We start from the raw sequence: 13103 nt of genomic DNA, 5'->3' as shown, positions 1-13103 counted from the left end.
ACACTGTGGCGAACAGCTTCTTACTTATGCGCAGCAAGAACAAAGATGATACATCGCCGTTATTGAGTGCATGCGTTTGTCGTTTGGCAGTCGGCTGCGGCCTGACGCTTAAGCTGCTGTGCGTATTGCTCCGCCGCTGCTTTTGCCTTTCGAGCCTCAACCTTATGTTGCACATTCTCCACCAAGACCTTATCAAAGGTCTCCATCCCAAAATGGTCAGACACATCCTGATAAATAAACCAAGATGCAAAAGCGACAATGCCATAGGTCATTAGACGTAACATGGTTTTTAAACCTCAACAATTGTATCAACAACTGCAATATAACTGAGGTTTTTCATAAAGAAAACTGTCAATTTAATGGCTTAAAATTGTCAAATTACCACCATTATTCAATAGGATACAAAAACACAAAAACCTTTAATTACATCAATTTAGCTATTTGAGACTAAAGTCAGCTTCTAGCCGTCAAAATTGGCTGTTAACCATTAAAAATGAGCGATAATTTGACATGGATTTTTAAGTGACAATAAATCATGTTCCGCTTAACTAATGTCAGAAAATCGACGATAAATTCATCAGTTGTGATTTTTGACACAGCAAGTCAAGCCTAGGCAGTCTTAAGTTGTCGGAGGAAACCTTTCTCGCCATAGCTGGATAGCGCGACGAGTTAAGGGTTCAAATTCTCTGGATTGATCTCTACCTCGATAAATCGAGCGGCTGTTTTCAGCAATCGGCACCGAATAATGAATGTCGTAGGCGAGTTGTGTTAAGTATGCTCGCCCCATCTCACGATAGCGCGCCGATTCCTGTTCATTTAATTGGATCAAGTAGTGATAACCAAATGCACTCATACTGCAGTTGGCATCCAGATAAAGTTCGCGCTCATGTTCAAACAAAAACCAGGCTCGATTCTCAGCATCCACTACTCTCATCTCAACTCCTTCGGTCTGACAGACTCACATCACTGTTAAGCAATATCAGGCCGTTAAAACGCTTGGAAGAAGACTCCAAAGGCGCTGAAAATCGCTACAAACCAAGACAATGAACGCAACGTGCCTTTGTTCAGTAGATACAAGATCTGATACGCCACCCGCGCAACGATATGCACAACCGCTAACCACTCAGCAGTCGCGGTGACTTTGCCCGTGGCGATAACCGTCACTACGGCTAAACCAAAAATCAGTAGGGATTCGAAGGCGTTTTGATGCCCAGCGAGTGCCCGCGCACCAAATCCGGTTAATTGCGCCTGCTGAGTACGCGGGTGATGATTATCATAACCGCCCGCTTTGGCCATTGCCCATGCGACGGGCCCTTTGGCCAAATACGGCAATAACATAGCGATAAATAAGCAAATCAGTAAGGTGTTCATCTTTAAGGGATCCTATTGTTTTTGTTGTGTATGCAAGTCTGCGCCTATTTCACCAGATACATGCCTTCGCTGGCGGGACGACTGAATTTAAAGCCAAATTTTTCATAGAGTTCAGGTACATCGGCCATTAAGGTGATATAAGCCCCCGTAAAAGCCTCACGGTCTAGGTAGGCCATAATATGCTGCATAATCAATCGGCCAAGCCCCTTGCCTTGATGCTCGGGAGCTACCGCGACATCGACGATCTCAAAGTTAATCGCCCCATCCCCCACAACCCGCCCCATACCCACGGTTTGGGTTCCACAGTTAATTTGCACGCCGTATAAACTGTTTGGCAGCGCCTTGACGACACCCGCTAAGGGGCGAGGGCTTAGGCCCGAAATCTGTCGTAAACGGATAAAATCCTCAACCGACGCGACTTGCTCTATCACTTGGTACATAGTTCATTACTCAACAGTCTGATGACTCAAAAATTTCAACATTAAGGCCTTCGTCCTCCGTGGGCGCTTGAAAGAAGCGACTCACATGCCAGTACACGGCTTCGGTATCTAACTGGGCGCGTTCTGGCTCTGCTTGGCGCCGCAGAGCAAGGCGACTCAGGCATAACTCATCGCTATGCTTAAGGTAAATGAGTCGATGAGCCGCCCCCGTATCCAGACTCAAGCCCAGTAACCAACGCCTTTGATTGAGGGTATTCGCCGGAAAATCCATGACCACAGTTAACCCAGCGAGCAGCAGTGCCTCAATATGGCGCTTCAGCAGCGGCTTTAGGCGAGCGGCGTAATGAATATAGGCATCAAAGTCTTTAATTTCATTTGGATATAATGTCGCTAGCCATTCATCTTCACTGATGAGCACGCAGCGTTCCCCCTTAGCCAGCGTTCTGGCTAAGGTCGATTTACCCGCGCCCATCTTGCCACACAGCAGCACGAGAGAGCCCTTTTCACAGATACCTGAATTGGCATCTTTACTGACATCTAAACTGACATTAATTGGTGCCGACATCTTTATCCCCTCAGGCGCATTTCCTACTGCAATATTCTCTGTTGCAATGGATGATTAACGCGCTTTATCCAAAGCATCACAGACTGCCTTTACACCGAGTAGCGCCCTTGGCGTTGCGCGGTGTAATAGATCGGCATTTAATTGATAAATATGCTGGTTTTTAACCGCGGGGATTTCAGTCCATTTGCTCCAATCAACCCCTTTGACATTGCCTTCCTCTTCGCTCTGTAAAATCACCTCGGGCAAGGTCATTAACACATTCTCCAAGCTCACCTGCGGGTAATCACTCGCGGCATCGTAAAAAACGTTTTTGCCATGACACACGCCGATGATTTGCTGGATCCAACTGTTTTTCGCGACCGTCATTAACGGCGTTGACCACAGCTGATAAAACACCTTTGGCTCGGATTTCGCGGCATTCTCACTGCGTAATTGCAGCAGCTCAGTGCGATAATCGGCCGCCACTTGGTTCGCCTGCTCAGTGCGCCCCGTGAGCGCTCCTAACTCCTCAATTTCTTTAGCAACATCCTCAAGCATCTTGGGGGAACTGCTATAGAGTTTAAAACCTAAGCTTTTGAGTTGGTTGATATCCTCGGCTTTATTGCCCGTATCCCATACTACAATCAGATCGGGATTTAGCTCTAATACCCGCTCAATCTGGATCCCATAATACCCCCCGATACTGGGGATTTTTTTCGCCGCTTCGGGATAGTCCGCATAATCTGTCGCGGCCACAATCGACTCCCCCGCGCCAATGGCGTAGAGCATTTCAACCGCATGGGGCGAAAGCGCAATAATACGTTTTGCAGGCTCAGCCATCGCCGCTATGGGTAACAGCGCCAAGCTCAGACCGAGGGCAATAAAGCGTCGCATTAACATGATATTCCTTATATTTAATCGATGAATTCTTCTGGCCAGCCGTACTGCTCAAGGTAGGTCTGCAGATTCTTAGGCCGATATTTAGGGTCTTGCTCCCAGCGGATTTTCACCGAGCGGTGCAGCAACACGGGCGCGACGTTAGGATCAATTGGACGCAAATAGGATTGCTTAATTCGGTAAAAACTGCGGCGCGAGTCGTGTAAGGTCGCTAAAGGATTGGGGTGCAAACTCGCCGCTAGGTGCGGCTCTAAGCTCAAATTAAATCGCTCAGCCTCGGCCATCATCCACGCGAGCGCATTATCCGACAATAGCGAGCCATCCTTATCCGGCTGATAGCTGCCGCCAATATTGCTATGGGCGCCGGCAAACCAGACCTGCTGCATATCCATATTATCGCGCACTTGCCAAATCGTAGGCTCGAAGTCGCTGCGATGTTCGTCTATCGCTAAGGCATGGCGGGCAACCCGCACATTACGGCCAATCTTAGTGTCGTAAAACTCGTCTTTATCTTCGAATAAGCCGAGAAACGAAATCGGGATCCCCATGGCGCCCACCGTATCCCACACGCCGACAAACTTAATCTCCCGCGATTCGTGGCTGTGCTGTTGTCTAAATTCAACGGATTTATCGCCGCTTGGGGCAAAGGGCGCGCTGCTTTTTTTATAGTGGTCAAAGGCTTGTTGAATAAGCCTCGCATCGGGACGCTTGAGGATGCCGCAATTATTGATCAGACCACATAAACAGCGCACTGTGTAAGCGCCTCGGCTAAAGCCAAAGAGATAGATCTCATCACCGGGGGAATAGTTCTGCACTAAGTAGCGGTAACCATCCATGATATTTTTGTGCAGTCCACGCCCCGTCGCGCCGCCGATGGCTTGATCGTAATAGGAGCCAACGCCCCAGTCGTAAAAAACCTGCTGGGGTTTTCCATCGGCCGCCATCGGGCTGATGGCCCGCGCCAGACGCAGCACATTGGTGGGAAAATCCACCTTAAGGTCTTTCTCTGGCCGATTCCAAGTTCCGTCGGCACAAATCACAATACGTTTATTCATCGCATCATCCTTGAGTTACCCATGCTACTCACGCTAACGGCTAAAGATAAAAACGCTAACCATAGAAACGCTAACGGATTTTACCGAGGAACAACAGCCCTAATGGGGTTTAAAGGGCGGCTTGCTGTGTAACCAATCCGCCTAAGCCGCGCTGTTTAATAGTCGAATCCCGGCTGCGCTTTAATGCCCGCTTCAAAGGCGTGTTTAATCGGCTGCACTTCGCTAACCGTATCCGCCAGTTCGATAATCGCGCGGTGGCAAGCACGGCCAGTGATAATCACATGCTGCATCGGCGGACGGTTTTTCAGCGCCGTGAGCACCCGCTCCACATCGAGGTAATGGTAACTCACCATATAGGTCAGCTCATCGAGCATCAGGCAATCAATACTTTCATCTTGAAGTAAGGCTTCGGCGGCTTCCCACGCCACGAGAGCGGCGGCAGTATCCTTTTCTCTATCTTGGGTTTCCCAGGTAAATCCGGTGCCCATCACGTGAAAGGCCACGCCTGCACCTTCAAGTAAATTACGCTCACCGCATTCCCATGTGCCCTTGATAAATTGCACTACCGCGGCTTTTTTGCCGTGACCCACCGCGCGGGCAACCGTACCAAAACCTGAGGTCGACTTGCCTTTGCCATTGCCTGTGAGCACCAGCAGAATGCCTTTTTCTTCTTGGGCGGCGGCAATTTTAGCGTCCACACCCGCCTTCACTTTTTGCTGACGCGCCTTATGGCGTTCAGCCTTGATTTGCGCTTGTTCGGTGTCGAGCTGTTTTTCGTTCTCTGCTGTCATGATTTTCTGTTTATCCTACTGCTAACACTTATGCATTTATAATGGACGCGAGTTTTTGCATATCGAGGTGCTCGGCTAATACATCGGCCAAACGGTCCAGCTGTTGTTCGCGAATTTCATTGATATCAATCGTTTGAGCATTCTCCAACCCCGCCCAGTGAAGGACGAGCTGGCAGGCCTCTGGACTGTCGAATAGCCCATGTAAATAGCTGCCGAGCACTTGCCCGTCGTCACTTAAACAGCCATCGGCAAAAGACTTTTCTGGCTGTTGATCGCAAGCACTCTCACTTTTCAAGCGTAATGGCGCACTCTTGGCGGCATCACTGGACGTGAGATATTGGGACTCACCGCAGTGGATCTCATAGCCCTTCACCTCCACTTGTTGCCCTTGCAGCGCTAAATGGCCTGTGACCCTACGTAACTGTTTTTCAGCCTTGAATTCGGTGGTAATGGGTAAATATCCGAGCCCTTGGCTCACGCCCTGCGAGTCTTCGATCCCCATGGGATCGGCAATGCGTTCGCCCAACATTTGATAGCCGCCGCAAATCCCCAGCAGCTTACCGCCGTAGCGCAGATGCTTAGCAATCTGCTTATCCCAGCCCTGCTCACGCAAAAAAGCCAAGTCCGCTCGAACATTCTTACTACCGGGTAAAATCAGCAGATCGGCGGCAATCTCCTGCGTCTGTGCCAAGGCCTGAGTCTGGAGCGACACATAATCAAAATCGATATCGGGGTGCAGCCTAAGTGGGTCAAAATCCGTGTGATTACTGGTGCGGGGATACACTAATACCCGCACCTTAAAACGGCTTTTGGCCTGCTTAGTAGGCGACCCAATAAGTGCATCCTCGGCGTCTAAATGCAAATCATGCAAATAGGGCAACACCCCCAACACAGGCTTTTGCGTATGAGCCTCGAGCCAATCGAGACCAGACTGCAACAGGCTAATATCGCCACGAAAGCGATTGATCACAAAGCCTTTTACCCTAACCTGCTCGGAGGGCGACAGCAGCGCTAAGGTGCCAACCAAATGGGCAAACACCCCGCCTTTATCGATGTCGGCAATGATGATCACCGGGCAGTCGACCGCCTCGGCAAAGCCCATATTGGCGATATCCCCTTCACGCAGATTGATTTCCGCAGGGCTTCCTGCCCCTTCAACCACAATCGTTTGGTATTGCTGACCTAAACGCGCAAAGGATTCCAGCACGGCATTTAGCGCCATGGCTTTATAATCCTTAGACTTTTCCCCGAAAAAGGCCGAGGCCTCTAGGGTGGTTAAGGCTTTGCCGTGGACGATGATCTGCGCGCCCGTGTCCGAACTTGGCTTAAGCAGGATGGGATTAAAATCCGTGTGCGGCGCGAGAAAACAAGCTGCGGCTTGCAGCGCCTGCGCGCGGCCAATCTCACCACCATCAATAGTGACGGCGCTGTTGAGCGCCATATTCTGTGGTTTAAACGGCGCGACCTTCACGCCCTCACGGGCGAGCAATCGACATATTCCCGCCACCAGCGTACTTTTGCCCGCATCCGAGGTTGTCCCCTGCACCATAAGCACTTTTGCGCCAGAATGCTGAGCTTCGCTTTGACTTGCAACACCTTGAAACTGGTTTTGCGACAAGGCCGAAGTGGAGTTGGAGGCGTTATTTGAATTCATGGGCAAGAACATCACTCAACAGAGGAAAATAAACTAACGGGGAAACGGTTCGCTCCCTCACTAAGAATGCGTCGATAACAGTTTGTCTTAGCTGGATTTAAGCACCAGTGGCAGACCCGCCACCACTAAGGTCACATTATCCGCCACCTCGGCAACGGCCTGATTTAACCAACCCGCTTCATCGACAAACTGGCGACTCAATTCGCCCAAGGGCACAATGCCAGAGCCGACCTCATTGCTGATTAAAATCACTACGCCCTCAAGGGTGCTTAAGGTCTGGATAAAATCGGCGCGTTGCTGCCGCCAGTGTTCTAAAGGCTCATGGCGAGAGCGGGCAAAATCCAAGGCAAAGTCCGATTCCGTTGAAGCGGGCTCGGCCTCGGGGCTCTGTGCAAGTAATTGATTGGTTAGCCAAAGCGTTAAACAATCCACCAGAATCACTCGGCCGGGTTTGGCTAAGTGTTCGAGCTTGGCGGTTAATGCCAAGGGTTCTTCGACGAGTTGCCAGTCGATATCATCCTTGGCACGTCCATCCTGATGTAAACGAATGCGACTGCTCATTTCGGCATCGAGCGCCTGTGCAGTCGCCAAATAGCAGGCATCAAATCCGAGGGCGGTATACTGGCGCACTAAGGCTTCGCCGTAGCGGCTCTTACCGCTACGCGCGCCGCCTAGCACTAAATGGATCACAGTATGCTACCCACAACGAGCAGCACGAAGTAACAGACGATTTCGCAGATCTGCTGCGCTGCGCCTAAGGTATCCCCCGTGTAGCCACCGATTTGGCGTCTAAAGATCACCACAATCAAACGACGTAGGCCTATCATCACCAGTAACAACGACAACGCGGCAATGCCCTTAAGCACTAACAGCACTAACACACCGCTGGCGATCAAAATAAACAGTTCATTAATACCTTGATGCTGCGCTAACGGCTTGGATTTACTGGATTCATCGTCGCGCACGTATTTCTCGGTAAAGATAAGGCTGGCGGCAACGACGCGGCTCACAGTGTGGGCGACTATCATCGCCGAGCCTGCAACCACAGGATCATAAAGCGCGAGTTCCACTAATAATTGCCACTTAAGCATCAGCACGAGCATCAAAGCCAAGGCGCCGTAGCTGCCTAGGCGAGAGTCTTTCATGATCCGCAGCTTGTCTTCCGCCGTCCAACCGCCACCGAAACCATCGAAGGTATCGGCTAAACCGTCCTCGTGAAAACCACCCGTGAGCAGCACGCCTGTGACCATCGACAGCAGTACGGACACGCCGGCAGGCAACCAGTTTTGGGTGAGCCAAAACACGATGGCACTGAGTAGCCCCACCAGCAGGCCCACTAATCCAAAGTAACGGCTGGCTTTATTGAGCTTGTCGGCATCGACCTCAACCCATTTGGGCATAGGAATGCGGGTAAAATAGCCCATAGCCACTAAAAACAAATCTATCTCTTTGTGCCAGCTTTCGCGTTCTGACATAAAGCATCCTTAGTGAATTAACACTTGCTGCAAGGTTTAAGATTAAAACGGTTAGCTAAAAGTTATTATTTTAAATAAGACACTTAGCAGGGCACATCATACAACAGCCTCAATCCCGGCATCACTAAAACTCGCCATTTGATTGTAAAAATTTACTGCGGCTTGAATTAACGGCAATGCCAAGGCAGCGCCCGTGCCTTCGCCTAATCTCAGCCCTAAAGATAACAAAGGTTTAGCCTTTAAATGTTCCAACATCCGCTGATGACCTTGCTCCTCGGAGCGGTGGGCAAAAATCAAATAATCCCGCACATGGGCATTAATAGTCACGGCAACCAACGCCGCTGCGGTTGCAATAAAACCATCCACCACGACCAGCATCTTGCGCTCTGCGGCGGCGAGCATGGCCCCCGTCATCTGCACAATTTCAAAGCCGGCCAAACAGGCCAGCACTTGCTTAGGGCCTGTCATCGCACTCTGATGTAACAACAGTGCGAGTTCGATAAGCATCTGTTTACGCTCTAAGGTTTCGGCACTGATCCCCGTGCCACGGCCAACACAGTCGGCCACATCGAGTTGCATGATGGCCGCCATAATCGCCGCAGCGGAAGAGGTGTTACCTATGCCCATCTCGCCAAAGGCGACCAAGTTACAACCCGCTTGATGGTGGCGCTCGATTAACGCCTGCGCCATGGCAAAGCCCTTGTCCACACAGGCTAAACTCATCGCTGGCTCTAAGTGAATTGCGCCAGTGCCGGCGCCAAGGCGTTGGTCGATAATGCCTTCGATACCCTCAACTGGGGTTAAAATACCGCAATCAATCACCTCGAGATTGAAGCCTAATTGGCGACAAAACACATTGATAGCCGCGCCGCCATGGGCAAAATTTTGCACCATTTGCCGCGTGACTTCGCTCGGGGCTATCGACACGCCTTCGGCGGCAATCCCATGATCCCCAGCAAACACCAACATGGTTGGGTTAACTATCTGTAATTGCTGCGGCCCTTGGATGCGGGCAATTTGCAGCGCCAAGGGTTCTAACAACCCCAGAGCGCCCGGCGGCTTAGTCTTCAGATCGATCTTTTGTTGAATAAACTGATCCTGCGCTCGACTCGCAGGCTCGATTTGAAATAACAGGGCAGATTGAGACATTCACGCTCCAGTGGCAATTTAGGCTCCCATGTGGAGCCGCTACTCATAACTTATTGGCTAATACGCTCGCGACTATTCTTTCACAACGATTCGTTCACAACGATTTGTTCGCAAGGATGCGTTCGCAACTACATTCTAGAACAACCACTACGACGCATTCGGCAGCGATTTGCTATACGCACTAAGTACGAATTTGGCTCATTCGAGTTGGGCAATTTCTCTTTCAACAATCACTTATCGAACAATTGCTTATCAAAATCAGCATGCAAATAACTAGTTCGATAGCTTGCGCCGACGCAAAATCAGCAAAAAGAAGAAGCTACCAATCGCGGCGGTGATAATCCCTACGGGTAATTCCTGATTGCCAAGCAAACATCGGGCGAGCACATCAATCCACACCATAAACAGGCCGCCCACCAGCGCCGTCAGTAAGATGGGCTGACGACCGGGGAATAACAAACGTACTGTGTGCGGGATCATCAAGCCGACAAAGCCAATGCCGCCACAGGTCGCCACTAAAATGGCGGTGATAAGCGAGCAGAGCAGCAGCATATTGAGGCGCAGCTTAGGCACATTCACCCCTAAGGTGTGAGCCGTTTCATCCCCCGCTTGCAACGCCATGATTTGGCGCTTCCAACCCAGAATAATTAAAAAGCTCACCAGCACCACTAAGGACGGCAGCACCAACAGCGACCAACTGGCCTTAGCAAAACTGCCAAGGCTCCAAAACAATACCGATGCGGTGGCCTGTGGGCTGGCAAAGTACAGCAGTAAACTGGTTAACGCGCCAAACATAAAGGAGGTTGCCACGCCAGAGAGCAACATCCGCTCTACCTGGCTCTTAAGACCTAACCCAGCTAACGCCAGCACGATTAGCACCGACAGACTGGCACCAATAAAGGCGCCGAAGGGCAAACTAAACCACAAGAGCCCCGCAAAGCCCCCTGCGCCGCTAAAAATCCCCGAATTGGCTATCGCGCCCGCATTGCCAAACAGGCCAGAACCAGTGAACAGCGTCAACATGACCACGGCACCAAACGAAGCGCCGGAGCTAATGCCGAACAGATAAGGATCGGCAAGGGGGTTACGGGTCACGGTTTGCAGCACGCTCCCCGCCAAGGACAGTCCAGCCCCCGCCACAAAGGCAAGTAAAATCCGTGGCAGTCGCAGCTCCATCACAATCCGCTCTGTCATGCTGCTGGTGCTCACGGCCTCATCAGTCATAAACAGGTGACTGAGTTTATTGATAAACACATGCAGCACATCTAAAAAGCTAATGTTTGCCGCGCCAAAACTCGCGGCAGCGATGGGGGTGAGCAGGGCAAAGCCCGCCAAGCCTAAAATCAGCCATTGCTGGCGGGTGAGCGGCGTAAAAATGTGGCTAAAAAAATTCATGGTCACCAATTTGAGTGTGTCTATCATGGCGTGGGTTCAACGCTATGCTTATGCAAGGCCGCGTTAGGCGCCCCGGGGTTATGACAGGCGCAGGCCACAGGAGGTAACGCTTGAGCCGAAACGGGGTGGGAGTCACTCGCTGCGTCCGCAGTATCGCTCTTAGACTTTTGATAACCATAAAAGTAATTAATCAAGGGGTTACCATGCTGTGGATGGGGCGTCACTTGGGCGCATACCCCAAACACTTCGGCAATACGTTCTTCGGTTAACACCTGAGCCGGCGTGCCCATGGCACTCACCTGCCCCTTATCCAGTAGCAGTAAGTGGTCGCACAGGGCGCTGGCTAAATTCAGGTCATGAATCGAGGCGATGACACTGATCCCAAGGCTTCGCACTAGCTCTAAGATTTGAATTTGATAGCGGATATCGAGATGGTTTGTCGGCTCATCTAAAATCAATAACTGCGGCTGCTGCACTATGGCGCGGGCGATCAGGGCGCGCTGCTTCTCACCGCCCGATAATCGATCGTATTGCTGATGCACTTTATGGCTCAGACCGACCTTTTCCAGCGCTTTGGCAATCTTGTCACTGTCTTCGCTGGAATGGCTATCAAACATGCCCTTATGGGGCGTGAGTCCCATGGCAACCAATTGCTCTGTGGTCATATCGAAATATTGCGGCGTATCCTGCTGCACCACCGCCACTTTACAGGCAAACGCCTTTGGCGATAGCTCGCTAATATCTTGCGAAAACAGGCTGATATGCCCTTTAGCAGGGCGAATAAAGCGGTATAAACAGCGCAGTAAACTGGATTTACCCGCGCCATTGGGGCCAATCAGCCCGAGCATTTCCCCCTGCGGCAAGGCAAAGCTTATCTCCGAGAGAATGGTTTTTCCCTCAATCGCCCAGCTCAATTGGCTGACCTTAAGGGCCATATTGGCGGAAGTCGCTGCGGGCGCTAAGGGCGCAAGGCTCGATGTGGAATGCATCACTAACGATTGCTCCCACATGGATATTGATTGGTGTTATTTGTGCCAGCAGCCGCTTGGGCCAACAGGGCGAAACTCATTAATGTCATCTTCTGCTCCCTCGAGTTACCCGCTCGAGAACTAAGGCTGCACGCAGCGAAAACAGAAATAGGCAGGTATCCTGACTCGTAGGTAAGAAGCAAAATGCTTCGACTACTCACAGTTGCGGGTACAGTTCGGGCTACTGACGGGCAGCTCCCCGATTCCCTATTATGTTTGGGTTATCCGGCGCGCTTAAATACTGTTGCCTTTAAGCAATAGCACTCAATCGCACAAAATTCCTAACACCTATTTCTGCGACCTTTGAGCTTAACGTACTGGGTTCGTTATCTGGCTCAAACGTCAGGGAAAAGCATTATCCTATATCTTGCTCATTAGGCAATGCTGTTTAAATCAGAAAATTTTCATCATAGCGATGGCAGATGCGTTTAAGCTACTCACAGTGGCCCGAGGGCCAGTCTAAACGCCAGTATCTTTTACCTTGCTCATCCTCGAGGACATTAATCGTCACCACCGCCGCCACGGGTAAGGCGAGCTGACTGTAAAAACCTAAGGTTTTCACCGCCCCCAGCGCCCTTGACATCAAATGGCGAATAACCCCGCCGTGGGTCACTACCCAGATATTGGCCGCGGGTGCATTGGCATTAAACTCCCCATGGGCCTGTTCATCATCCATCGCCAGCAGGGCAAACTCTTTATCGAGGATTTGTTCTATCGCCCCATCGACTCGGGCTTCGAAACTTGCCATGGCTTCGCCATTGGGCGGCGTCACCTCCCAGGGATTCTGCCAATAGGCCGCCATCCGCTCGCCGTCGCGTTGATATAAGTCATCGAGCAGGCAACCATCCCAATCGCCGAAGGCTATTTCCTGTAACGCCTCCAGCAGATTGACCTTAAGCGGCAAAGACGCGGGCGCATCTAAACTCCTGCCCACGGATGCACTCGAATGCAGCTCAGCCGCAAAGGCCTTGGCAAACTCGGCGCAGCGCCTTGAGGTCGAGCTATAAATACCGTGGCACACAGTCGCCTGCGCCTCCACCGCCGCCGACATCTGCCGCCAGCCTTTGTCGCTCAGTGGCACATCGACTCGGCCACGTAAAATCGCCCCGCCCTCGCATTCTCCATGGCGTAACAGTAATAACCTGAGCTGCTTCATCTGATCTTTCCTTTTATCGTTTTTATCTGGGTTATCTCGCCTATGCTATACCAACTTTAACCTTGCCCTGACAATCCGATGTCGCGTATTATGGACGTCTATACGTATAAATGTCCAAAACATAACGAACGACATTCAATAATAAAAT

General features: G+C 51.0%; 15 protein-coding genes and 1 riboswitch. All 15 genes read right to left on the bottom strand.

Features of this window, described 5'->3' with window-relative positions; all coding sequences use genetic code 11:
* Positions 1–59: 59 nt before the first annotated feature.
* Positions 60–284: a hypothetical protein gene (locus tag ACUZ8J_RS04655; protein ID WP_011621646.1), complete on the bottom strand. Its 225-nt coding sequence runs from the start codon at positions 282–284 to the stop codon at positions 60–62.
* 335 nt (positions 285–619) lie between these two features.
* Entirely contained in the window at positions 620–934 is a 315-nt protein-coding gene (locus ACUZ8J_RS04650) for a hypothetical protein (RefSeq protein WP_446693212.1), read from the bottom strand.
* Between the two features lie 53 nt (positions 935–987).
* Positions 988–1371 (bottom strand): MAPEG family protein, encoded by a 384-nt coding sequence (locus tag ACUZ8J_RS04645; RefSeq protein ID WP_011718077.1) that lies wholly within the window; start codon positions 1369–1371, stop codon positions 988–990.
* 44 nt (positions 1372–1415) lie between these two features.
* Positions 1416–1811 (bottom strand): GNAT family N-acetyltransferase, encoded by a 396-nt coding sequence (locus ACUZ8J_RS04640; RefSeq protein ID WP_446693211.1) that lies wholly within the window; start codon positions 1809–1811, stop codon positions 1416–1418.
* 10 nt (positions 1812–1821) lie between these two features.
* Positions 1822–2376: an AAA family ATPase gene (locus ACUZ8J_RS04635; RefSeq protein ID WP_446693210.1), complete on the bottom strand. Its 555-nt coding sequence runs from the start codon at positions 2374–2376 to the stop codon at positions 1822–1824.
* Positions 2377–2430: 54 nt separating this feature from the next.
* A complete protein-coding gene (locus tag ACUZ8J_RS04630; protein ID WP_446693209.1) occupies positions 2431–3255 on the bottom strand; it encodes a cobalamin-binding protein in 825 nt (274 codons plus the stop codon).
* 14 nt (positions 3256–3269) lie between these two features.
* The gene (locus ACUZ8J_RS04625) at positions 3270–4307 is read right to left on the bottom strand and encodes a DUF2235 domain-containing protein (protein ID WP_446693208.1); all 1038 of its coding nucleotides are present in this window, start codon (positions 4305–4307) and stop codon (positions 3270–3272) included.
* A 155-nt stretch (positions 4308–4462) separates the two neighbouring features.
* Positions 4463–5098 (bottom strand): cob(I)yrinic acid a,c-diamide adenosyltransferase, encoded by a 636-nt coding sequence (gene cobO / locus ACUZ8J_RS04620; RefSeq protein ID WP_248967485.1) that lies wholly within the window; start codon positions 5096–5098, stop codon positions 4463–4465.
* Positions 5099–5126: 28 nt separating this feature from the next.
* Positions 5127–6752, bottom strand: coding sequence for a cobyric acid synthase (locus ACUZ8J_RS04615; protein WP_446693207.1), 1626 nt, complete (start codon positions 6750–6752; stop codon positions 5127–5129).
* 87 nt (positions 6753–6839) lie between these two features.
* Entirely contained in the window at positions 6840–7442 is a 603-nt protein-coding gene (gene cobU / locus ACUZ8J_RS04610; protein WP_109286479.1) for a bifunctional adenosylcobinamide kinase/adenosylcobinamide-phosphate guanylyltransferase, read from the bottom strand.
* Positions 7439–8227: an adenosylcobinamide-GDP ribazoletransferase gene (locus tag ACUZ8J_RS04605; RefSeq protein WP_011621638.1), complete on the bottom strand. Its 789-nt coding sequence runs from the start codon at positions 8225–8227 to the stop codon at positions 7439–7441. The genes cobU and ACUZ8J_RS04605 overlap by 4 nt, the downstream gene beginning before the upstream one ends.
* A gap of 96 nt (positions 8228–8323) precedes the next feature.
* Positions 8324–9376, bottom strand: coding sequence for a nicotinate-nucleotide--dimethylbenzimidazole phosphoribosyltransferase (cobT, locus tag ACUZ8J_RS04600; RefSeq protein WP_446693206.1), 1053 nt, complete (start codon positions 9374–9376; stop codon positions 8324–8326).
* Between the two features lie 273 nt (positions 9377–9649).
* Complete coding sequence (locus ACUZ8J_RS04595) at positions 9650–10798, bottom strand: FecCD family ABC transporter permease (protein WP_446693205.1); 1149 nt, start codon at positions 10796–10798, stop codon at positions 9650–9652.
* Positions 10795–11760, bottom strand: coding sequence for an ABC transporter ATP-binding protein (locus tag ACUZ8J_RS04590; protein WP_446694905.1), 966 nt, complete (start codon positions 11758–11760; stop codon positions 10795–10797). Before ACUZ8J_RS04590 ends, ACUZ8J_RS04595 begins: the two co-directional genes overlap by 4 nt.
* 133 nt (positions 11761–11893) lie before the next feature.
* Positions 11894–12052, bottom strand: a riboswitch (cobalamin riboswitch).
* A 180-nt stretch (positions 12053–12232) separates the two neighbouring features.
* Positions 12233–12955: a histidine phosphatase family protein gene (locus ACUZ8J_RS04585; RefSeq protein ID WP_446693204.1), complete on the bottom strand. Its 723-nt coding sequence runs from the start codon at positions 12953–12955 to the stop codon at positions 12233–12235.
* Positions 12956–13103 lie beyond the last annotated feature (148 nt).

This window comes from Shewanella sp. Koi 1 (assembly GCF_052907445.1).
Note: the sequence above shows the minus strand (reverse complement) of the source record. Positions and strands in the feature narration are given on the sequence as shown.